The sequence below is a fragment of the Herbiconiux liangxiaofengii genome (assembly GCF_041927335.1).
Taxonomy (GTDB): Bacteria; Actinomycetota; Actinomycetes; order Actinomycetales; family Microbacteriaceae; genus Herbiconiux; species Herbiconiux liangxiaofengii.
Map to the genome: position 1 here is coordinate 126555 of NZ_JBHFHD010000005.1, position 21866 is coordinate 148420.

The 21866-nt window shown below is 71.7% G+C and carries 23 protein-coding genes; 10 read left to right on the forward strand and 13 right to left on the reverse strand.

Going from position 1 to position 21866, the window contains the following annotated elements; genetic code table 11:
• Window positions 1-18 precede the first annotated feature (18 nt).
• On the reverse strand, window positions 19-951 hold the full coding sequence (locus tag ACEXOR_RS02905; RefSeq protein WP_374847893.1) for an alpha/beta hydrolase: 933 nt from the start codon (window positions 949-951) through the stop codon (window positions 19-21).
• A gap of 133 nt (window positions 952-1084) precedes the next feature.
• Here ACEXOR_RS02905 and ACEXOR_RS02910 point away from each other — a divergent pair, with 133 nt between their 5' ends.
• The 4 genes from ACEXOR_RS02910 (at window position 1085) to ACEXOR_RS02925 (ending at window position 4277) form a co-directional block, all read left to right on the forward strand.
• Window positions 1085-2803 carry a molybdopterin-dependent oxidoreductase gene (locus tag ACEXOR_RS02910; RefSeq protein ID WP_374847894.1) on the forward strand — a complete coding sequence of 573 codons (1719 nt, stop codon included), beginning with the start codon at window positions 1085-1087 and terminating at the stop codon, window positions 2801-2803.
• An 88-nt stretch (window positions 2804-2891) separates the two neighbouring features.
• Entirely contained in the window at window positions 2892-3380 is a 489-nt protein-coding gene (gene msrB / locus ACEXOR_RS02915; RefSeq protein WP_374847895.1) for a peptide-methionine (R)-S-oxide reductase MsrB, read from the forward strand.
• Window positions 3377-3907: a peptide-methionine (S)-S-oxide reductase MsrA gene (gene msrA, locus ACEXOR_RS02920; RefSeq protein ID WP_374847896.1), complete on the forward strand. Its 531-nt coding sequence runs from the start codon at window positions 3377-3379 to the stop codon at window positions 3905-3907. The genes msrB and msrA overlap by 4 nt, the downstream gene beginning before the upstream one ends.
• Window positions 3908-4019: 112 nt before the next feature.
• Complete coding sequence (locus tag ACEXOR_RS02925) at window positions 4020-4277, forward strand: hypothetical protein (RefSeq protein WP_374847897.1); 258 nt, start codon at window positions 4020-4022, stop codon at window positions 4275-4277.
• Here the strand turns inward: ACEXOR_RS02925 and ACEXOR_RS02930 are convergent.
• Together ACEXOR_RS02930 and ACEXOR_RS02935 are read right to left on the reverse strand one after the other, a co-directional pair.
• Window positions 4268-4783 (reverse strand): dihydrofolate reductase, encoded by a 516-nt coding sequence (locus ACEXOR_RS02930; RefSeq protein WP_374847898.1) that lies wholly within the window; start codon window positions 4781-4783, stop codon window positions 4268-4270. The genes ACEXOR_RS02925 and ACEXOR_RS02930 overlap by 10 nt on opposite strands.
• Window positions 4780-5586, reverse strand: coding sequence for a thymidylate synthase (locus ACEXOR_RS02935; RefSeq protein WP_374847899.1), 807 nt, complete (start codon window positions 5584-5586; stop codon window positions 4780-4782). Before ACEXOR_RS02935 ends, ACEXOR_RS02930 begins: the two co-directional genes overlap by 4 nt.
• Before the next feature lie 61 nt (window positions 5587-5647).
• Between ACEXOR_RS02935 and ACEXOR_RS02940 the strand changes: the two genes are divergently transcribed.
• From ACEXOR_RS02940 to ACEXOR_RS02950, 3 genes are all read left to right on the forward strand, one after another.
• Window positions 5648-5863 carry a hypothetical protein gene (locus ACEXOR_RS02940; protein WP_374847900.1) on the forward strand — a complete coding sequence of 72 codons (216 nt, stop codon included), beginning with the start codon at window positions 5648-5650 and terminating at the stop codon, window positions 5861-5863.
• A complete protein-coding gene (locus ACEXOR_RS02945; protein WP_374847901.1) occupies window positions 5860-6624 on the forward strand; it encodes a YqjF family protein in 765 nt (254 codons plus the stop codon). The genes ACEXOR_RS02940 and ACEXOR_RS02945 overlap by 4 nt, the downstream gene beginning before the upstream one ends.
• Before the next feature lie 82 nt (window positions 6625-6706).
• A complete protein-coding gene (locus tag ACEXOR_RS02950) occupies window positions 6707-7585 on the forward strand; it encodes a hypothetical protein (RefSeq protein ID WP_374847902.1) in 879 nt (292 codons plus the stop codon).
• A 37-nt stretch (window positions 7586-7622) separates the two neighbouring features.
• On the opposite strand, the gene ACEXOR_RS02955 is transcribed toward ACEXOR_RS02950, so the two are convergent.
• Genes ACEXOR_RS02955 through ACEXOR_RS02970 form a run of 4 tightly spaced genes read right to left on the reverse strand, consistent with a single transcriptional unit; the run spans window position 7623 to window position 14552 of the window.
• Window positions 7623-8129, reverse strand: a complete 507-nt coding sequence (locus tag ACEXOR_RS02955; protein ID WP_374847903.1) for an aminoacyl-tRNA deacylase — start codon at window positions 8127-8129, stop codon at window positions 7623-7625.
• Between the two features lie 3 nt (window positions 8130-8132).
• Entirely contained in the window at window positions 8133-8870 is a 738-nt protein-coding gene (locus tag ACEXOR_RS02960; RefSeq protein ID WP_374847904.1) for an alpha/beta hydrolase, read from the reverse strand.
• Window positions 8871-8890: 20 nt separating this feature from the next.
• A complete protein-coding gene (locus ACEXOR_RS02965) occupies window positions 8891-9670 on the reverse strand; it encodes a DNA-formamidopyrimidine glycosylase family protein (protein WP_374847905.1) in 780 nt (259 codons plus the stop codon).
• Window positions 9663-14552 carry an Lhr family ATP-dependent helicase gene (locus ACEXOR_RS02970; RefSeq protein WP_374847906.1) on the reverse strand — a complete coding sequence of 1630 codons (4890 nt, stop codon included), beginning with the start codon at window positions 14550-14552 and terminating at the stop codon, window positions 9663-9665. Before ACEXOR_RS02970 ends, ACEXOR_RS02965 begins: the two co-directional genes overlap by 8 nt.
• A gap of 109 nt (window positions 14553-14661) precedes the next feature.
• On the opposite strand from ACEXOR_RS02970, the gene ACEXOR_RS02975 reads away from it, so the two are divergent.
• Both ACEXOR_RS02975 and ACEXOR_RS02980 read left to right on the forward strand, forming a co-directional pair.
• Window positions 14662-15201 (forward strand): NUDIX hydrolase family protein, encoded by a 540-nt coding sequence (locus tag ACEXOR_RS02975; RefSeq protein WP_374847907.1) that lies wholly within the window; start codon window positions 14662-14664, stop codon window positions 15199-15201.
• A gap of 47 nt (window positions 15202-15248) precedes the next feature.
• Entirely contained in the window at window positions 15249-15827 is a 579-nt protein-coding gene (locus ACEXOR_RS02980; RefSeq protein ID WP_374847908.1) for a YdeI/OmpD-associated family protein, read from the forward strand.
• A gap of 165 nt (window positions 15828-15992) precedes the next feature.
• Here the strand turns inward: ACEXOR_RS02980 and ACEXOR_RS02985 are convergent, their stop codons facing one another.
• The 3 genes from ACEXOR_RS02985 to ACEXOR_RS02995 form a co-directional block, all read right to left on the reverse strand.
• On the reverse strand, window positions 15993-17585 hold the full coding sequence (locus ACEXOR_RS02985) for a DEAD/DEAH box helicase (RefSeq protein ID WP_374847909.1): 1593 nt from the start codon (window positions 17583-17585) through the stop codon (window positions 15993-15995).
• Window positions 17586-17818: 233 nt separating this feature from the next.
• Window positions 17819-18451, reverse strand: a complete 633-nt coding sequence (locus tag ACEXOR_RS02990) for a DUF1684 domain-containing protein (protein ID WP_374848047.1) — start codon at window positions 18449-18451, stop codon at window positions 17819-17821.
• 41 nt (window positions 18452-18492) lie between these two features.
• Complete coding sequence (locus tag ACEXOR_RS02995; protein WP_374847910.1) at window positions 18493-19068, reverse strand: hypothetical protein; 576 nt, start codon at window positions 19066-19068, stop codon at window positions 18493-18495.
• 81 nt (window positions 19069-19149) lie between these two features.
• Here ACEXOR_RS02995 and ACEXOR_RS03000 point away from each other — a divergent pair, with 81 nt between their 5' ends.
• Window positions 19150-19452 carry a DUF427 domain-containing protein gene (locus ACEXOR_RS03000; RefSeq protein ID WP_374847911.1) on the forward strand — a complete coding sequence of 101 codons (303 nt, stop codon included), beginning with the start codon at window positions 19150-19152 and terminating at the stop codon, window positions 19450-19452.
• 49 nt (window positions 19453-19501) lie between these two features.
• Here the strand turns inward: ACEXOR_RS03000 and ACEXOR_RS03005 are convergent, their stop codons facing one another.
• The 3 genes from ACEXOR_RS03005 to ACEXOR_RS03015 all read right to left on the reverse strand — a co-directional run bounded on the left by ACEXOR_RS03005 (window position 19502) and on the right by ACEXOR_RS03015 (window position 21865).
• The gene (locus ACEXOR_RS03005) at window positions 19502-20041 is read right to left on the reverse strand and encodes a SprT-like domain-containing protein (RefSeq protein ID WP_374847912.1); all 540 of its coding nucleotides are present in this window, start codon (window positions 20039-20041) and stop codon (window positions 19502-19504) included.
• A 10-nt stretch (window positions 20042-20051) separates the two neighbouring features.
• Window positions 20052-20597 carry a hypothetical protein gene (locus ACEXOR_RS03010; protein ID WP_374847913.1) on the reverse strand — a complete coding sequence of 182 codons (546 nt, stop codon included), beginning with the start codon at window positions 20595-20597 and terminating at the stop codon, window positions 20052-20054.
• A gap of 62 nt (window positions 20598-20659) precedes the next feature.
• A complete protein-coding gene (locus ACEXOR_RS03015; RefSeq protein ID WP_374847914.1) occupies window positions 20660-21865 on the reverse strand; it encodes a PQQ-dependent sugar dehydrogenase in 1206 nt (401 codons plus the stop codon).
• Between the last annotated feature and the right edge of the window lies 1 nt (window position 21866).

Sequence of the window (21866 nt, forward strand, 5' to 3'; positions counted from 1 at the left end):
AACCCGGTCCGCGTCGTCCTACCGCCGCCCCAGCACCCCCGCGGCGTGCGCCAGGGCCCGCCTCGCCTCGGGCGTGTACACCGCACCCACGAACACGTGGAACGCCCCGCGGTAGACCCGCAGCTCCACCGGAGACCGGGCGGGACGCGCATCCCGAACCCGCGTCGCACCCGTTCGCGCGGCCCGATCGGCTTTCGCCGCGAACGCCGTCGCGTCGGCCGCCAGAACGTCGTGGTCTCCCTGGTACACGAACGTCGGTGGCAACCCCTCGAGCGAATCGCCGAGCGGGCTCACGAGCCGGCCCGAGATGTCGCCGCCGCGCGCCCAGAGCTCGGCGCAGTGCACGAGGCCGGCGGCATCGAGCACGGGGTCGAGTCGCTCGAGCCGGGGCACGTCGGGGTTCGACAGGGTGGCGTCGAGCCAGGGTGAGAACAGCAGCAGTCCGTCGGGCAGATCGCCGCCCCGGTCACGCCGCACGATCGTGTGGGCGAGCGCGAGTCCGCCGCCGGCCGAGTCGCCCGCCAGGAACACCCGCCGCCGTCCGGCCCGCCGGCGCACCTCGGTGAGCACCGCGTCGACCACGGGCAGCGCCTCGCTCAACGAGTGCTCGGGCGCCCGCGGGTACAGCGGAACCGTCACGGTCGCTCCGGTGAGGCCGATCACCCGGTCGATGATCCACCAGTGCGGTGTGCGCAGCGCGAACACGTACGCGCCGCCGTGCAGGTACACCAGCTCGGGCGCCCCGGCCCGCGGCTTCCGCGGCTCGAATCGCAGCACGCGGGCCCCGAGCACCTCCTCCTCGCTCACCCGGCAGCGCCGCCGCAGCGCACGGGTGACGGGGGCGGTCGGTCTCCGCGTCCGGATGGCGGCGTCGACCCGCTCCGCCGAGCCGAAGGCGCTCGGCCGAAGCCGCAGCAGCTGCCGCGTGATCAGCATCGACAGCGACGTCATGGGTCCTCCGCTCGAGTGGGGCGGAGACCGCGATCCGCCTCGCCGTCCCAGCCTGTCCCGATACCGCGCCCACGCCAAGCGCTCGACCCGTGCGCTCCGAACACCTCCAGAACACCGAGCTCAGGAGGCCGCCATGGGTACCGTCGACCGCAACGCCCCGAACACCCCTCGGGCAGCATCCGCCCACCCGGCCAGAGCCGACGGCCCCGGCACGACCCGTCGCACGCCCCGCAAGCGCTTCTGGCTCTACGCGGCTTTCGCCGGTGTCGCCAGTGCCGGTGCCCTGCTGGCGGTGGCCGAACTCATCGCCCTGGTGGTCGCCCGCGACGGCAGCCCCGTGCTCGCCGTGGGCTCGTTCGTGATCGACATCGTGCCCCGCGAGGCGAAGGAGTTCGCCATCGCGGCGTTCGGGGCCAACGACAAGATCTTCCTGCTCGCCTCCATCGGCCTGGCCGTGGTGATCGCCGCGGCGCTCGCCGGGGTGCTCCAGCTCGCCAAACGTCCGCTCGGCCTGGTGCTGTTCGCTCTGGCGGGCGGCCTCGCCGTCGCCGCCATCGTCACCCGCGCGGCCGCCACCGCGTTCGCGTCGGTGCCCACCCTCGTCGGCACGGTCGTCGGCATCGTCATCCTGCATCTCCTCGTGCGGCGGCTCTCCCGCTGGCGCGAGGCGGTGCGGGCGCGGTCGGCCGCGCTCACCGCGGCTCCGGATGTCCGTGAGTACGCCCGCCCCGACGAGACCGCCCCGGCATCCGACCCCGTTGCCGACGCCCCTCGCGGCAGCGGCGTCGACCGCCGGCGCTTCCTGGTCGGAACCGCCATCGTGGCCGCCGCCTCGGCCGTGGTCGGATCGGGGGCCCGCCTCGTGTCGGCGGCCACCTCGTCACTCGCCGGCATCCGCGATTCTCTGGCCCTGCCGGCCCCGCGCTCGACGGTCACGGTGCCGGCGGGTGCCGAGTTCGACATCGACGGGCTCTCGTCGCTGTACACCTCGAATGCCGACTTCTACCGGGTCGACACCGCCCTCACGGTGCCGCAGATCGATCCGGCCACCTGGAGCCTGAAGATCACCGGAATGGTCGACCAGGAGATCACGCTGAGCTTCCAGGACCTTCTCGACATGGGCCTGGACGAGTACTCCATCACGCTCACCTGCGTCTCGAACGAGGTGGGCGGCGGGCTCGTCGGCTCGGCGATGTGGCAGGGTGTCCCCCTCCGCGACGTGATCGCCCTGGCGAAGCCGCAGTCGGGGGCCGACATGCTGCTCTCGCAGAGCGTCGACGGCTACACCGCGAGCACCCCGCTCGCCTCCGTCACCGACGACGGCATCGACGCCATCCTCGCGGTCGCCATGAACGGCCAGCCGCTGCCGTTCGAACACGGCTTCCCGGTGCGGATGGTGGTACCCGGCCTGTACGGCTACGTGTCGGCCACCAAGTGGCTCACCGAGCTGAAGATCACCACGTTCGAGGCCGACCAGGCCTACTGGACCCCGCGCGGCTACGACGCCGAAGCTCCCATCAAGATGTCCTCGCGCATCGACACCCCGCGCGTCGACAAGCAGGTCGCCGCCGGCCCGGCGAAGATCGCCGGGGTCGCCTGGGCGCAGACCGTGGGGATCGAGCGCGTGGAGGTGCAGATCGACAACGGCGACTGGCAGCCCGCGACGCTCTCCACCGCCGTGAACGTCGACACCTGGGTGCAGTGGTACGTCGACTGGACCCCCACCGCGGGCACGCACTACATCGCCGTGCGCGCCGTCGACAAGGCCGGCAACCTGCAGATCGAGGACCGGGCTCCGATCGTGCCCAACGGCACCTCGGGCTGGCAGCGCACGCTCGTCACCGTGGTCTGACGATCCGGCGCGAGCGGGAACTATTCGGGCAGAACGATTGTTCTTCTCTATGACGCCGCAGCCAGCGGCGCGTGACCGAGGAGCTCACGTGACCAAGAACTACCAGGTAACCCCCGAGGCGCTCGCGCGTCTCACCCGGCAGCAGCGCCGGGTGACCCAGGACGACCAGACCGAGCCGGCCTTCCGCAACCAGTACTGGGACGAGCACCGCGACGGCATCTACGTCGACGTCGTCACGGGCGAGCCCCTGTTCGCCTCCACCGACAAGTACGACAGCGGCTCCGGTTGGCCGAGCTTCACCGTTCCGCTCGATCCCGCGAACGTGGTCACCAAGACCGATCGCAGCTGGGGCATGGCGCGCACCGAGGTGCGTTCGGCCAGCGGTGACAGCCACCTGGGGCACGTCTTCCCCGACGGGCCCCGTGAGGCCGGTGGCCTGCGCTACTGCATCAATTCCGCAGCGCTCCGCTTCGTGGCTCTCGACGAGCTCGAGGCCGAGGGCTACGGCGACTTCCTGACCCTGTTCGACACGACGACGGATGCCACGGGCGCCGTCACAGAGAAGAGTGCACGATGACCGCGAACGACACCACCACCGCCCGCGCCGTTCTGGCCGGAGGCTGTTTCTGGGGCATGGAGGATCTCATCCGCCGCCGCCCCGGGGTGCTCGACACCCGCGTCGGCTACACCGGCGGAGACGTGCCGAACGCCACCTACCGCAAGCACGGCACGCACGCGGAGGCGATCGAGATCACCTACGACCCGACGCGCACCGACTACCGCGAGCTGCTGGAGTTCTTCTTCCAGATCCACGACCCGTCGACCAAGAACCGCCAGGGCAACGACGTGGGCACGAGCTACCGCTCGGCGATCTTCTACGACAATGACGAGCAGCGCCGCATCGCGGAGGACACCATCGCCGACGTCGACGCCTCCGGGCTCTGGCCGGGCAAGGTCGTCACCGAGGTCGCGGCCGCCGGGCCGTTCTGGGAGGCCGAGCCCGAGCACCAGGACTACCTGGAGATGTACCCCAACGGATACACCTGCCACTACGTGCGGCCGGGCTGGAAGCTGCCGCGCCGCGAGCAGACCGCCGCGGTCTGACCCGCGGCCGACTCGAGTTCGGGTCGGGGCCGGCACGCCGCCGCTTGGCGTGTCGGCCCATCTCGGGGCATAGTGACATTCGAACACACTTTCGAATATCGCGGGAGTCCTCATGAGAACCATCGATCTGACCGAGCACGCCACGCTCTGGTTCGACGGCACCGTGCCGGTGCGCATGCTCTGGCAGGGCCGGCGCTGGCGGGTGTCCGACCGCCCCACCGAGCCCGAGGGCCTCTACTGGGGCACCCACGCTCCCACGTTCGCTGCGTGGCGCTTCCAGGCCACCGACGAACACGACGTCAGTCTCGTCTTCGACGTGGTGCGCGCCCACGGCAGCAGCCACTGGACGGTGGCGCACATCTACGACTGAGTCGCCGCCCGGCGGCTCAGCGTCACGAAGCGGTAGCGGATGCCCGTCTTCGACTCGATCCAGTCCGCGGTGGGCGTCGGCATCCGCACCCACTCGGCCCCGTCGAACAGCGGGGCCCGGGTGTCTCCGGCCACGGCGAGGTCGACCTCGGTGATCTCGAGCCGGTCGGCCTGGGGGAGGGCCTGGCGGTAGATCTCGCCGCCGCCGATCACCCAGGTGTCGCGACCGTCGCCGCCTGAGGCGGTGACGGCATCCTGAACCGAGCCCGCCCGTTCGGCGCCCTCGGCGGCCCAGTCGGCCTGCCTGGTCACCACCACGTTGCGGCGCCCGGGGAGCGGGCGGAAGCGCTCGGGCAGCGAGTCCCAGGTCTTGCGCCCCATCACCACCGTGGCGCCCGCGGTGAGCTCGCGGAAGTGCGCCAGGTCTTCCGGCAGGTGCCAGGGGATCGAGCCGGCCTCGCCGATCACGCCGCCGTGAGCCTCGGCCCAGATGAGCGAGACGGTCACACGGCCACCGCGGCGCGGATGGCGGGGTGGTGCTCGTAGCCCACGATCTCGAGGTCGCCGTACTCGTAGTCGAACACGCTCGACCGCTCGGCCGTGATGCGCAGCGTCGGAGGCGCGAAGGGCGCGCGGGTGAGCTGTTCGCGCACCTGCTCCACGTGGTTGTCGTAGATGTGGCAGTCGCCACCCGTCCACACGAAGTCGCCCACCTCGAGGCCGGTCTGGGCGGCGATCAGGTGGGTGAGCAGGGCGTAGCTGGCGATGTTGAAGGGCACCCCGAGGAACAGGTCGGCGCTGCGCTGGTAGAGCTGGCAGGAGAGCTTGCCGTCGGCCACGTAGAACTGGAACAGCGCGTGGCAGGGGGCCAGTGCCATCTCGGGGATCTCGGCCACGTTCCAGGCCGACACGATCATGCGCCGCGAGTCGGGGTTCGTGCGGATGGTGTCGATCACCTGGCTGATCTGGTCGATGTGCTCGCCGGTCGGGCTCGGCCAGGAGCGCCACTGCACCCCGTACACCGGGCCCAGCTCGCCGTCGGCATCGGCCCACTCGTCCCAGATCGAGACGCCGTTCTCCTGCAGCCAGCGCACGTTGCTCTCGCCACGCAGGAACCAGAGCAGCTCGTACGCGATCGACTTGAAGTGCACGCGCTTGGTGGTGATGAGCGGAAAGCCCTCGGAGAGGTCGAAGCGCAGCTGCCGGCCGAACACGCTGCGGGTGCCGGTACCCGTGCGATCCGATTTCGGGGTGCCGTTCTCGAGGGTGTCGCGGAGCAGGTCTTCGTACGGAGTCGCGATCGTGGTCACCTTCCGAGGGTACCGTCGCCGGGGGGTACACGGGCGGAGCCTCGCGAGTACCATCGACACCGTGGTCAAGCGCATCAACATCCTCTACGCGGGCAAGCAGTACTCGGTCTCCGGGCGCGACCTCGACGAGCTGAAAGAAGAGATCCGCTCGGCGGTCGAGACGGCCGTTCCCACCTGGCTCGAGGTCAACGTGGGGGAGGGCAAGTACAAGCGCGCCGACATCCTGCTCTCGCCCGGCGTCGACATCGCGGTCATCGGCATCGACGCCGACGAATGACCTCCGCCCCGGATGCCGCACCGCTCAGCCGCACAGCTCCTCCGCTCGCGGGCGTGCTGCACGAGCAGGACTGGCAGTCGCTGACCTTCCTGCACTGGCGGGTCGACCCGGCCGAGGTGGCGCCGCACCTGCCGCCCGGAACCCGGCCCGACGTGTTCGACGGCTCGGCGTGGGTGGGGCTCATCCCGTTCCGGCTGGCGAACGCCACCGCGCCGGGATTCCGCGCCCTCGGGCCCATCCCGTACGCCGGCACCTTCCCGGAGATCAACGTGCGCCTGTACTCGGTGGGCGACGACGGGCGGCGCGGAGTGGTCTTCTCGTCGCTGGAGTCGTCCCGGCTCGCCGCGGTCGCGGCCGCGCAGGCGCTCTTCGGCCTGCCCTACCGCTGGGCGCGCATGTCGATCGCCACCGACGCCGAGGGTGTCATCAGCTACCGCTCCGAGCGGACCGGCGCGAACGGCCGGGGCGGCCGGCCCGGTCCGCACTCCCGGATCGACGCCCGTCCGCTCGCGATCGACCGGTCCGACGACGAGCTGGCCGTGTTCCTCACGGCGCGGTGGGGGCTGCACATCGCTCGCGGTGGGCGTACCCGCTACATCCCGAACGAGCATCCGGCGTGGCAGCTGGTCGACGCCGAACTGCGCTTCCTCGACGACGAGCTGCTCGCCGCCGCAGGCTTCCCCACCCTCGCCGCCCGCCCGCCCGACTCGGTGCTCTTCTCCCCGGGCCTGCACACCACCTTCGGCCGCGCACTCCCCTGACCCTCGCCGAGTTGCGCCGAATCGCCCTCTCACGCTCCGCGAAGGGGCGATTCGGCGCAACTCGCCGCGGGATAATGTGCTGGTGACCCACGACCTCCCTGCCCTCGGCCTGCTGCTCGACGTCGACGGGCCGATCGCCGATCCGCTCACCCGCAGCATCGTCATCCCGTCGATCACCCGCGACCTCGTGGCGCTGGCCGACTCCGGCATCCCGATCGCGTTCAACACGGGGCGGTCGGACGGGTTCCTCGCGAACGAGGTGGTGGGCCCTCTGGTCGACGGCGGGCTGAGCGCCGACGCCCGGGTGTTCGGCGTGTGCGAGAAGGGCGCTGTGTGGTTCCGCATCACGCCCGACGGCGTCGGAGAGCTCTCGATCGACGAGAGCCTCGTCCCCACCCCCGAGTTCTCGGCCGCGGTGGAGCAGATGGTCGCCGACCGCTTCTCGGAGTGGATGTTCTTCGACGCCACCAAGCGCGCCTCCCTCGCGGTGGAGCAGCGCACGGACGTCGCGTCGGAGGTCTTCCTCGCCGAGCGCGACGACTTCTGCCGCGGCGTGATCGAGATCTGCCGCACCTTCGACCTCGGGGTCACCTGGAACGGCGAGACCACGCCCGCCGCCGACGGTACGGTCACCATCCGCATCGACCCCACCATCATCTCCACCGACATCGAATCGGTGGTGGTGGGCAAGGACTTCGGCGCCGAACGGGCCATCGCCCTGATCGAGGCGAGCGGCCCGGTGCCCAGGCGCTGGCGCACGGTCGGCGACTCGCGCACCGACTACGCGATGGCCGACTGGCTGCACGCCAACGGCTTCGACACCGCCCACGTCGACGTGCGCCCCGCCGACGGCCGGCTCGACAAGCCCTATCCGGTGCTCGTCGCCGACGACCCGGCCACCACGAACGATGCCGCCGGCGCGGAGTTCCTCCGCCGGTGGGCCGTCGAGCTCCTGGGCTGACCGGGGGCTCCGGCGGGTCGTGGCCGCCCGGCGGCGCTCAGCCCCGACGGATGCGCCCGACCCGTCCGCCCACCACGGCCAGCAGATCGACCGGCGTCAGCTCGAGGTCGAACCCGCGCCGCCCGCCCGACACGAACACGGTCTCGAACGTCGTCGCCGCGTCGTCGAGAACCGTCGGCAGCGCCGTCTTCTGGCCCACCGGCGAGATTCCGCCCACCACGTAGCCGCTCTTGCGCTCGGCCGCGGCGCGGTCGGCCATCACGGCCCTCTTCGCCCCCAGCTCTCCGGCCAGCGCCTTGAGGTCGAGCTGATCCTGCACCGACACGATGCCGATGCCGAACCCCGCGTCGGTCTCCACCATCAGCGTCTTGAACACCCGCTCGGCCGGCGCGTCGAGCTCCCGTGCGGCCTCGGCACCGAAGTCCGTCGCAGAGGCATCGTGCTCGTACACGTGTGGCACGAACCGGATGCCCGCCCGAACCAGAACCTGCGTGGCTGCGGTCGTGGGGCCAGCGCCCGCAGAAGCACGCTTCTTCGCGGCCATCCGTCAGTCGGCCGCCGAGGCCGCGCCTGCTGTGCCGGCTGTGCCGGCCGCGCCCTCGAGGTCGAGGGTCTGCCGCAGGAAGTCGCCCACGTGCTCGAGCTCGTCGGCCGAGATCGAATGGCCGACGCCGGGATACACCCGGGCGGTGACGGTGAACCGACCGGCCACGAACTCCTCGGTGCGCGCGATGGCGGAGGCGGCGATCACGGGGTCGGCCACGTCGCGCCCCCAGAACAGCGGAGGCCGGAGGGTCTCGAGCTCGCCGTCTCCGGCGGCACTGCCCACGGCGCTCGCTCCCGAGAGGTTCACCGCCCCGGCGAAGCGATGCGGAGTCGATCGCAGCAGCTGGATCGCCATCATCCCGCCCTGCGAGAACCCCAGGGTCGCGATCGCGGGCGGCGCCCCGTACTCGGCCTCCACCCGGCCGAGCCAGGCCAGCACCGCGTCGGCCGCGGCCTGCACCGATTCCGCGGTCGGGCCCGAGGTCGAGTCGAGGTCGAACCAGGTCCACCCGCCGAGGCCCCACGGGGTGCCGGAGATCGGTGCACGCAGCGAGACGTACACCGCGTCCGCCGGCAGGTAGGTGAACAGACCGGCCAGATCGTTCTCGTGCGACCCGCGACCGTGCATCACGATCACGAGGGGCTGATCGGCGAGCCGCTCCGAGCGCTCCTCCGCGGCGACCGACCACACGGCTGCGGCGTCGTCGATCATGATCGGGAACTCGTCACCAGGCGTCATGCCCCGAATCTATCGCGCCGTCAGGTCTGGCAGTGCGGGCACCAGTACGTCTCCCGCAGCGCGAGTTCGGTCGCCCCCAGCTGCCCGTGCCGGATGCGGGTGCCGCACCTCCGGCACGGCTTGTTCTCGCGTCCGTAGACCCACACCTGTCGTCCGGGCCGCAGATCGCCCGTCGTCGTGCGCTCGACGCGGTCGCGGTTCACCGTGATCAGCTTGCGCGCGAGAGCCACCACCGCCGGCAGGTCGGGCACCTCGGCCACCGGCCGCTGCGGCAGCACTCCACGCAGGAAGCACAGCTCGTTCGCGTACACGTTGCCGAGACCGGCCAGGTTGCGCTGATCCAGCAGTGCCACGTCGATCTCGCGGGCGCCGTCGGCCCCGAGTCTCCGCACCGCCTCCTCGGCGTCCCAGTCGGGCCCCAGGAGGTCGGGCCCGAGATACCCGACCACCTCGCCCTCCTTGTCGCGGGGAACGATCTCCACGGTTCCGAGATCGAACCCCACCGTCACCCACTCGGCGTTCTCCAGCACGATCCGCGCCTGGTGCGCGGGCCGGCGCCACTTCGTGCCGTGGCGATAGATGTGCCACGAGCCCTCCATCTTGAGGTGGGTGTGGATGCTCGCCTCACCCACCCGGGTGAGCAGGTGCTTCCCGCGCGCCACCACCTCCGACACGAGCTGGCCGGTGAAATCCACCGCGGCATGCTGGGGCACCCGGATGTCGCACCGGGTCAGCACCCGCCCGGCGAGCGCCTCGTTGAGGTGCACCGCCGTGCGGTAGACGGTGTCGCCCTCAGGCACGCAGCCTCAGCCCCCTGGGGGTGCCGAGGAACCCGGCCGTCTCGAGCGCCCCGCCCACCGCGGTGCCCAGCACGAACTCCCCGTTCACCCGCTCCACGGCCAGCTTGTCCACCCGCCCCGAGGTCACGGCGAATGCGAGCGACCGCGTGGCGGCGGCCAGCGACTCCTCCGCCTCGGTGAACGCCAGGGCGGTCTTGCCGCCGCGCTCGAGGTAGAGCGCCAGCTCGCCGTCGACGAGCACCACGAGCGCCCCGGCCTTGCGGCCCGGTTTGTGGCCCTCAACGGCCGGCCACGGCAGGGCGGCGCCGTAGGGGTTGGCCGGGTCGGTGGCGGCGAGGGTGAACGCCTCGGGGGGCCGGTCGCGTCCGCTGTCGCGACCCACCGCATCCGGAGCGAACCCCCGCAGCCGGTCGATGGTGCCGCCCGTGGCGAACTGCGCTGCCCCCAGCGTCTCGACGAAGTAGCCGCGGCGGCATCGGCCCGACTCCTCGAACTGGCTGAGCACCCGGTACACCAGCGCGAAGCCGCCGGGCACCCGCTCGTTCATCACCGAGCCGCGCGTCACGAGACCGTAGCGGTCGAGCAGCATCTCGGCGGTGGCGTGCGCCCGCAGCGTGGCGTCGCCCACCGGTGTGGGCAGCAGCGACCAGCGCCCGCCCACCGTGGGCGGCCCCACCCTGGTCTGCATCGACGCCCGTGCCAGGCCGCGCCCCCGGTACATGCGCGATCGGGGTGCCGGGCGCTTGGTGGCGTGGGCCGATTTCCCCGATCCGGTGAGCGTGCGCAGCGGTGCCACGGTGTCGTTGGTCACGAGACCGGCCCACACCAGATCCCAGATCGCGTCCACGATCGCCTGGTCGCTCGGCAGCGACACCGGGTCGACGGGCGCGGCCTGTGGGGCGTCGCCGGCTCCGGCGTCGTCTCCGGATGCGAGCGCCCGGCCGACCGAGGCCGTCACCTCGTCGGCCAGCGCCCGAAAGAAGTACGCACCACCGCGCGAGAGCGCCGCCAGCACCGCCGCGTGCACCGGCGTCTCGTCGAACGGTTCGGGCGGCGTGGCCGAGAGCGGAAGGGTGTCGAGCGTGTGCAGGGCCACCCACCCGTCGCTGCCCGGCAGGCTGCCGCGGCCCGACCAGATCACCTCGCCCGAAGCGGTGAGCTCGTCGAGCATGGCGGGACTGTAGTCGCGCACCCGCGCCGGCAGCACGAGGGTCTCCCAGGCCGAGGCGGGCACGGGCACACCGGCCAGCTGCTCGATCACGGTGAGCACGCCGTCGACCCCGCGCAGCGAACCGCCCACGTGCTGCCAGGCCGGCAGGAACCGGGCGAGGGTCTGGGTGCCCACGGGCTCCACCTCGTGCCGCAGCGCGGCGAGCGAGCGGCTGCGCAGCCGCCGCAGCACCTCGGCGTCGCACCACTCGGTGCTCCCGGCCTGGCCGAGCGCGGGCCCCGCCTGAGACGCCGGATCTCCTCCGGAAGTGAGCGATCCAGAGGCGCCAGTGCCCCCGCCCCCCGCGATCTCTACCGACCCCGTCGGCCGGAACTCGCCCTCGAGCACGCGCCGATCAGCCGAGAGCCGACGCAGCGCATCCGCCACCACCGCCACGCCCAGCCCGAACCGCACCGCCACCTCCTGGGCCAGGAAGGGCCCGTGCGTGCGGGCGTACCGGCTCACCAGGTCGATCACCGGCTGCTCCACGGGGGCGATGAAGGCGTCGGGCACCCCGAAGGGAATAGGCACTCCGAGTGCGTCGCGCAGCCGCCCCGCGTCTTCGATGCTCGCCCACCACTCGCGCGCCGCGAAGGTCACCCGCAGCGCGCGCTTGGAGGCCACGAGTTCCTCCAGCGCCGTCGCCACGTCGAACTCCTGCGACCGCTCGCGCACCTCGTCGGTGGTGAGCGGGCCGAGCATGCGCAACAGGTCTGCCACACCCTCGATGTCGCGGGCGCGTCGCTCGGGGGCCAGCCGCTGCAGCTCGCGCTGCGTGTCGTCGATCACCTGCGGGTCGAGCAGTTCGCGCAGCTCCGCCCGCCCGAGCAGCTCCGAGAGCAGGCTCGGGTCGAGTGCGAGCGCGGCGGCCCGGCGTTCGGCGAGCGGGCTGTCGCCCTCGTACACGAACGAGGCCACGTACCCGAACAGCAGCGAGCGGGCGAACGGCGACGGCTCGGCCGACTCGGTCTCCACCACGCGGATGCGCCGGGCATCCAGGTCGCGGGCGATGGCCAGCAGCGACGGCAGGTCGTAGACATCCTGCAGGCACTCGCGCACCGTCTCGAGGATGATCGGGAACGACGGGTACTTGCGCGCCACCTCCAGCAGCTGCGCCGAGCGCTGCCGCTGCTGCCAGAGCGGCGACCGCTTGCCCGGGTTCTGCCGGGGCAGCAGCAGCGCCCGCGCGGCGTTCTCGCGGAACCGCGACGCGAACAGCGCCGAGCCGCCGACCTCCTCGGTCACGAGCTGCTCCAGCTCTGCCGGGTCGAACAGGAAAAGCTCGGCCGAGGGCGGCTCGCTCTCGGTGTCCGGCAGCCGCACCACGATGCCGTCATCGCTCGCCACGGCGTTCGCGTCGACACCGAAGCGCTCCCGGATGCGCGCGTTCACCGCGAGCGCCCACGGCGAGTGCACCTGCATGCCGTACGGGGAATGCAGCACCACCCGCCAGTCGCCGAGTTCGTCGCGGAACCGCTCCACCACCATCGTGCGGTCGCTCGGAACGTGCCCGGTGGCCTCCCGCTGCTCGCGCACGAAGGCCACGAGATTCGAGGCGGCCCAGGCGTCGAGCCCGGCCCGCTCGGCGAGCTCGCTCGCTCCTTCGTCGTCGGCGGCCGCCACCGTGCGGGTGAACTCGCCGATCGCACGGCCGAGCTCGGCGGGGCGGCCGATGCCCTCGCCGCGCCAGAACGGCAGCCGGCCCGGCTGCCCGAACGCCGGAGTCACCAGCACGCGGTCGTGGGTGATCTCGTGGATGCGCCAGCTCGTCGCCCCGAGGGCGAACACGTCGCCCACCCGCGACTCGTACACCATCTCCTCGTCGAGCTCGCCCACCCGGCGTCCGGGTGTGGAGCGCGCCTTGCCCGTCGACGGGTCGGCCGCCGCCGGCTCTCCGCCCACCATGAACACGCCGAAGAGCCCGCGGTCGGGAATGGTGCCGCCGCTCGTCACGGCCAGCCGCTGCGCTCCCGGGCGGCCTGTGAGCGTGCCGGCGTCCCGGTCCCACACCAGACGCGGGCGCAGTTCGGCGAACTCGTCCGACGGATAGAGACCGGAGAGCAGGTCGAGGGTCGCTTCGTAGGCCGAGCGGGGGAGGGCGGTGAACGAGGCGCTCCGGCGCATCACCTCGAACCACTCCTCCACGTCGATCGGCTCGAGGGCGCAGGCTGCAACGGTCTGCTGGGCGAGGATGTCGAGCGGGTTCTTCGGAATCGCGAGGGTCTCGATGAGCCCCTCGGTCATGCGCAGCGACACCACGGCCGAGTGGATGAGGTCGGCCCGGTGCTTGGGGTAGAACAGGCCTTTCGACACCTCGCCCACCTGGTGGCCCGCGCGCCCCACGCGCTGCAGCCCGCTCGCCACCGAGGGCGGGGCCTCCACCTGCACCACGAGGTCGACCGCGCCCATGTCGATGCCGAGCTCGAGGCTCGAAGTGGCCACCACGCAGCGCAGCCGGCCCGACTTCAGGTCGTCTTCGATGATGGCTCGTTGCTCCTTCGACACCGAGCCATGGTGCGCGCGGGCGAGCACCACCTCGGTGCCCTCCGTCTGCCCGGCCTGGCCCATCACCTGGGCCGGCGCCGTGCCGTGCGCACCAGACGGCGACGTGCGCCCGCCCGACGGCACCACCGGCGGAGCCTCGCCATCCGCCCCCACCTCGCGCAGCATCTGCTCGACGCCCTGTTCGAGCATCGCGTCGACCCCGCGTTCGAGCTCGGCCGCGGTCTCGAGGCGCCCCGCGTAGATCTCGTTCAGCCGTGCCGTGAGCCGCTCGGCCAGACGCCGCGAGTTGGCGAACACGATCGACGAGCGGTGCTCCAGGATGCGGTCGACGATGTCTTCTTCGACGTGCGGCCAGATCGACCCCTGCTCGGGAGCGTTCGCCCCCGCCGCCGACCCCTCGAGCAACGGCGAGCCGCTCTCGACGGCCGGGATCTGCGACATGTCCTCCACCGGAACCACGACCCGCAGATCGAACTTCTTGGTCGAGGGCGGCGCCACGATCGTCACCGGCCGTCCGCCCGCGAGGAAGCGTGCCACCTCCTCGCGGGGGCGCACGGTGGCCGAGAGGCCGATGCGCTGGGCCGGTCGGGCGAGCAGGGTGTCGAGCCGGTCGAGACTCACGGCGAGGTGGGCGCCGCGCTTGGTGGAGGCCACGGCGTGCACCTCGTCGACGATCACCGTGGTCACCTCCGAGAGCGACTCCCGCGCGGCCGAGGTGAGCATGAGGAAGAGCGACTCGGGCGTGGTGATGAGGATGTCGGGCGGATTCTTCGCCAGCCCCCGCCGGTCGGCCGCCGGGGTGTCGCCCGAGCGCACGCCCACCGTGATGACGGGCGGATGCGCGCCGAGCCGCTTGGCGGTCTGCGTGATGCCCACCAGCGGCGAACGGAGGTTGCGCTCCACGTCGACGGCCAGTGCCTTCAGGGGCGACACGTACAGCACCGAGGTCTTGCGCGGTTTCTCGTCGGAGAGCGTGCTGGCGAGAGTGTCGATGGCCCACAGGAACGACGCCAGCGTCTTGCCCGAACCCGTCGGAGCCACCACCAGGGCATGATCGCCCGAGGCGACGGCCCTCCAGGCGCCCTCCTGAGCCGTGGTGGGCCCCGAGAAGGCGCCACGGAACCACTCGCGGGTGGCCGCGGAAAACTGGTCGAGCACGTCGCTCATCCCTTCATCCTGTCCCACACCGCCGACATCGGGGCGAGTGCTCGCCACGGGCGAAGTCCGGCACGGGTCGGGAACACGAGCGGAGCGCGGCATCGGGTAAGAATGGGGTATGACTGTGCGCACCCCCGATCCGAACTCCGGCTGGCTGAGCGACAGCGAGCTCGCCGATGCCAGGCGTCGTCTACCGCTGCTCTACGTCGAAGCCGTGCCGGTGCGGGTCGACGGCCTGGGCCAGGTCGTCGAGGTGGGCGTGCTGCTCCGGGTCGGGTCGAGCGGCACCATCGCCCGCACGCTCGTCTCGGGCCGGGTGATGTACGGCGAGACGTTGCGCGACGCGCTCTTCCGCCACCTCGAGAAAGACCTCGGGCCGATGGCCTTCCCGCAGCTCCCGGCCAGCCCGGTGCCCTTCCAGGTGGCCGAGTACTTCCCGCTGCCCGGCGTCTCGCCCTACTACGACGAGCGCCAGCACGCCGTGTCGCTGGCCTACGTGGTGCCGGTCACCGGCACCTGCGAGCCGCGGCAGGATGCGCTCGAGCTCACCTGGATGACCCCCCAGGAAGCGGCCTCCGACGCCATCGCCCAAGACATGGAGGGCGGTCGCGGGGGCCTGCTCCGCTCGGCCCTGGCCTCGGTGGGGCGCCTGGTCTGATCTCAGCAGCATCCGTTCGCCGTCGAGGGAGACAGGAGACCGAGGCCGTGGCCGTCGACCACCCGCACCACCAGTTCGCCGACGCCGAGGCCTTCTCCGCCTTTCTCGAGCAGGCCTCGCCGGAGCTGCCTGGCATCCGGCTGCGCATCGCCAAGAAGACCAGCATGCACACCACGGTCTCGTACTCCGACGCGGTCGACGTGGCGCTCTGCCACGGCTGGATCGACGGCCGCCGAAACGCCCTCGACGACGACTTCTTCCTGCAGACCTTCACCCCGAGACGTACGAGAAGCCTCTGGTCGAAGGTGAACCGGCTGCGCGTCGAGGCCCTCATCGAAGCCGGGCGGATGCGCCCCGGCGGTCTCGCCGAGGTCGAGCGCGCGAAGGCCGACGGCCGGTGGGAGGCCGCCTACGACTCGCAGCGCACCATCGAGGTGTCGCCCGAACTCGCCGAGGCGCTGGCGGCGAACCCCGAGGCACAGGCGTTCTTCGCCACGCTCTCGAGCCAGAACCGCTACGCCATCCTGTTCCGACTGCACAACCTCAAGCGGGCCGAGACGCGCACGCGCCGCATCGCCGACTTCGTCGCGATGCTCGCCCGCCACGAGACCCTCCACCCCCAGTAGCCCTCGGGGCCCGGCGGTGACGACGGAGTCTGCGGCCGACACGCCGCCTGAACTCCGTCGTACCCGCGTTCCGCCCCCGATCTCCGTCGTCGGCGAACGGCAGCCCGGCACGGCGAACGGCCCGCCTCGCGAGGAGACGGGCCGTTCGAACCAGCGGATGCGCGACTAGCGCGAGCGACGTCGCCCACCGGCAGCGCCGGCCGAGAACGACGCAGCCGACTGACGTGCGCGGCCGGAGCCGCCCTCGCCACCCTGCCCGCCACGACGTCCGCCCTCGCCCGAACCGGAGGTCGAGCCGTGCGCGGCACTGCCGGAGCCCGAGGCCCCGCTGGACGTGCTGTAGAACGAGCGGCTTCCGCCACCCACACCGGCACCGGCACCGGCACCGCTGCGACGACCGCGGCCGTTGCCGCCCGCCGATGCACCGGCACCCGAACGCGAACCGGCGCCCGCACCGGCGCCCTCAGCGCCCGCACCGCCGCGACGAGCCCGCTTGCGCTGGGCGTTCGCGCCGGTCGACGCGCCGCCACGGCTGTTCGACACGCCGTCGTTGCCCGTGCGGCGCTGGCCGGAGGCGGGCAGCGGGTTCGCCACCGGCTTCACGTAGGCGGCGACCTCGCCCACGAGGGCGTTCACCGACGCGGTGTCGGCCGAGGCCGGCACCACCTCGGGGGTCACGGTGATGGAGGCCTTGCGCAGCAGGTCCTTCACGTCTTTGCGCTGCGCGGGCAGCATGATCGTCACGACGTCGCCGGCCGATCCGGCACGAGCCGTGCGGCCCGAGCGGTGCAGGTACGCCTTGTGCTCGGCCGGCGGGTCGACGTGCATGACCAGCTCGATGTCGTCGACGTGAACACCGCGGGCCGCGACATCCGTCGCCACCAGCACGCGCACCGAACCGTCGCTGAACGCGGCGAGGTTGCGGTCACGGGCCACCTGCGACAGGTTGCCGTGCAGGTCGACCGCGGGGATGCCCGAGGCGGTGAGCTGCTTGGCCAGCTTCTTGGCCTGGTGCTTGGTGCGCATGAACAGGATGCGACGGCCGCTGCCCGAGGCCAGCTTCTCGACGAGAACCCGCTTCGACTCGACCGACTCGGTCTCGAACACGTGGTGGGTCATCGCGGCGACGGGCGAGTTCGCCTCGTCGACCGAGTGCAGCACCTCGTTGTGGAGGAACTTGCGCACCAGCTTGTCCACGCCGTTGTCCAGCGTGGCCGAGAAGAGCAGACGCTGGCCCGACTGCGGGGTCTTGTCCAGGATGCGCGTGACCACGGGCAGGAAGCCCAGGTCGGCCATGTGGTCGGCCTCGTCGAGCACGGTGACCTCCACGGCGTCGAGCGAGACGAAGCCCTGCTTCATCAGGTCTTCGAGTCGGCCGGGGCAGGCCACGACGATGTCGACGCCGGCCTTCAGGGCGGCGACCTGACGCGACTGGGAGACGCCGCCGAAGATGGTGGTGGTGGTCATGTTGTAGACCGTGGCGAGCGGCGCCAGCACGGCGTCGATCTGGGTGGCGAGCTCGCGGGTGGGGGCGAGCACCAGGCCGAGCGGGCGGCCGGGGCGGCGCTTGCCACCGGAGAGCTGGCCGGCCAGACGGGCCACCATCGGGATGGAGAAGGCGAGGGTCTTACCCGAGCCGGTCTTGCCGCGGCCGAGAACGTCGCGGCCGTTCAGGGTGTCGGGCAGGGTGTCGACCTGGATGGGGAAGGGCTCCTCGATGCCGCTCGCCGCAAGCGAGGCCACCAGAGGTGCCGGCACGCCGAGCGCACTGAAAGAAGAAGGAGTCTGAGACAAGAATGAGCCTTTCGGGCATTCGTCCGAACGCGCCACTGTCTGCAGCCCATCCGGAATGATGGCGAACGCACCGACGGTGCATCCGTTCGCCGCAAGAAGTATCTGCAAATGAGACGGCATCCGATGCCGGCCTCAGAGAAGAGGGAGCGTTCTTTCGACGCACGGGGCTCGCATTGGAGCCCTCGAGTGACTTCAGTCTAGCGCACGCCGCCGCCGTAGCTCTCCCCGACCGGAATGGGGGCCTCCACGCGGTTGCCCGGCTGCGCCAGCGGGCACGCCCAGGCGGGGTCGTACGCGCACGACGGGTTGTAGGCGAAATTGAAGTCGAGCACGAGCGTGGCGACGGATGCGCGGGGCTCGTCCAGAGGAAGCGACGCGTTCAGATTCGCCCCCTTGATGGTGTCGATCAGGTAGCGGCCGCCGCCGTAGGTGCCACCGGGTCTCCCGGCCAGCGCGTCCTTCACCGGCACGAAGAGCCCGCCTCCGTACGAGGCCAGCCGCCACACGTCGAGCTCGCCCACGCCGTCGATGCGGGCGATGCCGAGCAACTCGAACGGCACCACGCCGTCGGTGCCCGTGGCGAACTCGAAGCGGCGCGGCCGAGGGTCGTCCTCGTCGGGTTCGTCGATCGTCACCTCGAACCGCCAGGCGGGGTCGTAGGGCGCGATCGGCAGCCCGGCGAAGCCCTCTCGGTCGTCGGGAAGCAGGGGAGTGGCGGGATGCGCGGCGAACAGGCCGTCGCGCTCGTCGCGCCAGAAGGCGTGCGCGTCGGCCGGGCGACCCTCGGCGGTGAGGCGCCGCACCTCGTCGTAGATGGCGAACACGCGCATCCGCCAGTCGGCCGTCTCGACCGCGGTCACCGCGCGCTGGTTCACGCCTGGGCCGCCCCGCCGGCCGACGCCTGGCTTGCAGCGGGAGCCGGAGCCGCGGCGTCGGCGTCGGCCGCATCCTCGTCGGTTCGCGGAAGGTCGTACGCCCATGTCGGGGCGAGCTTCTGGAGCTTGCGCCCCCGCACCTGCCAGAACGCCCACAGGCTGTACCAGGCGAAGGGTGTGAGCAGCCCGGCGCCGATCGTCAGCTGGTCGCGGTACAGCGTCTTGCCGGTGCCCGCCGGGTCGGGGGAGATCGCCATCTGGTGATCCCAGAGCGTGATGGTGCTCACCGCGCCGGTCACGCCCTGCCCGGAGTCGTGCACGATGCGCACGTCGCCGTGCTGACGTGTCTCGAAGTTCAGCCGGATGATCTGCTTGCCCATCGGGATGATGCCGCCCGCGCGCATCGTCACCGGATGCTGGCCGGTCTCCCACACCGTCGGGAACCCGTCGGCGGCGAGCGACTCGACCTGCATCAGCGGGCTCGACACCTCCCGGAAGACCGCTGGGGAGCGGATGGCCCGCCACGCAGCATCGGGATCGCAGTCGAGGACGAGTTTCAGCAGCACGCGCATGCTCCCAGTGTGCTCGGAGCACCCGACATCGCCAACCTGTCGGGGGAGAGGCGTAGCGTGATCGGTGACATTGGAGGTCACATGAAAGCCGTGCTCAACGGAACCGTCATCGCCGAAGCCCCGAAAGACGAGCTGATCGCCATCGAGGGCAACTGGTACTTCCCGCCGTCGAGCGTGAAGTCGGAGTACCTCGAGAAGAGCCCCACCCCGTACACCTGCCCGTGGAAGGGCGAATGCCAGTACTTCAGCGTCAAGAACGGCGACGAGCTGCTGAAAGACCGCGCCTGGAGCTACCCTCACCCGTACCCCACGGCGTTCGAGCGCACCGGCAAGGACTTCACAGACTACGTGGCCTTCTGGAAAGAGGTCCAGGTCACCGACTGACCCCCACCCCGCGGCCGTCGACGCCGCGGGAACACCGCCCGCTCGCCGCTCAGGCGGAGCGGGCGGTCTGCTCGTTGCGGGTGGGCCCGAGGTCGCGAGCGCTCGAGCCGGCCGGCGCGGCCCGCCGCGCGGCCGTCACGTCGCGCCGCGTCCATGCGATGAGGTGCGCCGCCGAGAACCCCCGCGCGCACACGCTGCACGACAGCCGTGCCGCCGGCTTCCGGTGCCGGTAGAACTCGTGCCCCGCCGGGCACCGCCCCACCCACGGAGCGAGCTCGTCGGCGCGCGTGCCGTCGTGCAGGCGCGACCCCTCGTACCCGATCGATCGCGCCACAGCCACCCACTTCGGCCCGTGGGCGGCCCGCGACCCCGCCATCGCGTGCGCCACCTCGTGCAGCAGGATCTGGTGGATCTCGTCGTCGTCGTACCGGGCCGCGAGATATCGCGACACCGTGATGCGGTGCGTCGTGTAGTTGCACTGGCCGGCCCGGGTCTTGGCGTTGTCGAACCCGAACGACCACACGGAGGCGTCGAGGTGCAGACGGATGAGGGCGTTCGCCCAGGTCGTCACCCGCTCGAGCTCAGCCACGCGCGCGCCCTCAGGCCGACAGGAACGACTCGGTCACGGCCACCGCCACGAGGGCGCTCTCCAGCTGGTCGATCGAGGCGCCCTGACGCTCCATCGAGAACACCGCCGCCTTGAAGTCGGCCAGCGCGGCCTCGTAGTCCTGGGTCTCGTAGTGCACCTTGCCCCGGCTGAGCGTCGCGATGGCCTCGAGCGACCCCCACTCGTGCGTCTGCGCCTCCTCGACGCACAGCCCCAGCTCCTGCAGCGCGGCCGGGTACTTGCCCTGGTACTGCTGCACCTGGGCGCGACGGATGCGTGCCCCCAGCGCCATCTCCCGGTCACCGGAGAAGCGCGCCTGGCGCACCGCCTCGTTCGCGATGGTGAAGGCCTCGTCGAGCCGGCCGAGCAGCCGCAGCAGCACGACCTTCTCGTTCAGGGCGCTGAGGCTGCGCAGCAGCCCGAGTTCGTTCAGGCGCTCCGTCGCGGCCTGCACGTCGACCTTCTCGCGCAGGGTGGTCATGTCGTAACCGGTGATGATGCTCAGTTCGTGCTCCTGGTGCTCGAAGTCCCTCCTCAAGGGTACCCAGCACGGGGGACATGCTCTGCCGCCGCTCCGCACCGGGTGAAGACGAGTCGAACTCACACCGCCGGCACCAGCTCCACCCGGTACAGCACGTCGTCCCCGGCCCGGGGCTCCCCGCGCCCGTCGGTGTTGTTCGTCAGCAGGTACAACGTCGTGCCCGGCCCCGGCACCACGTCGCGGATGCGCCCCAGCTGGCCGTCGTAGTGCGAGACGGCCGACCCGTCGAACCGGATGCTCCACAACCGTTCGCCGCCGAGCCCCGCCATGAACACGGTGTCGCCCACCACCGCGATGCCCGACGGGCTGGCGTCATCCGTCGCCCACTGCTGCACCGGGTCGACGAGCCCCTCTGCGCCCGCCATCCCCTCCACCAGCGGCCAGCCGTAGTTCGCCCCCGGGGTGATGCGGTTGATCTCGTCCCAGGTGTCCTGCCCGAACTCCGCCGCCCACAGGGTGCCGTCGGCCGCCCAGGCGATGCCCTGCGGGTTGCGGTGCCCGAGCGAGTACACGGGTGACCCGGGGAACGGGTTGTCGGCCGGCACCTGCCCCTCGGCCGTCACCCGCAAGATCTTGCCGCCGAGCGAGTCGAGCGTCTGCGCGTTCGAGCTCGCGCTGGCGTCGCCGGCGGTCACGTAGAGCATCCCGTCGGGCCCGAACGCGATCCGCCCGCCGTTGTGGTTCGAGGCCTTGGGCAACCCCGTGAGCACCTCGGTCACGGCGCCCGCGGTCCTGGCCCCGGCCGCGCCCGACAGCGGCATCCGCACCACGCGGTTGTCGGTCTCGCCGGTGAACATGGCGTAGAGCCAGGTTCCGGATGTCTCCTCCCGCGTCGTGATGCCGAGAAGTCCACCCTCGCCCGCAGCCGACACTCCGGGCACGGTGGTCACGGGCACGGCCTGGCCGTCGACGATCTCCACCACCGCCGCGGTATTGCGCTCCGACACCAGGATCGAGCCGTCGCCGAGTGTGGCGACCGACCACGGTGCCGGGAGCCCGGTCGCCACCGGCACGGGATCGCCGGACGGCACGAGCGGCCCGAGATCCTCGACGGGGGCCGGCGTAGCCGGAGGCGCATCCGCAGAATCGGTCGCAGGGGAGGAGGGTGAGGGCGACGGCGACGGCATCGCCGTCGAGGCCGACGTGGGGCCCCGCGTGGTCTCGGGCACCCCCGAGCATCCGCTCAGCACCACCGCGGCGACGGATGCGCCGACCAGCGCGCTCAGCCGCCGTCTCGAGCGGACCGGGTTCCCTGCAGCAGTCATC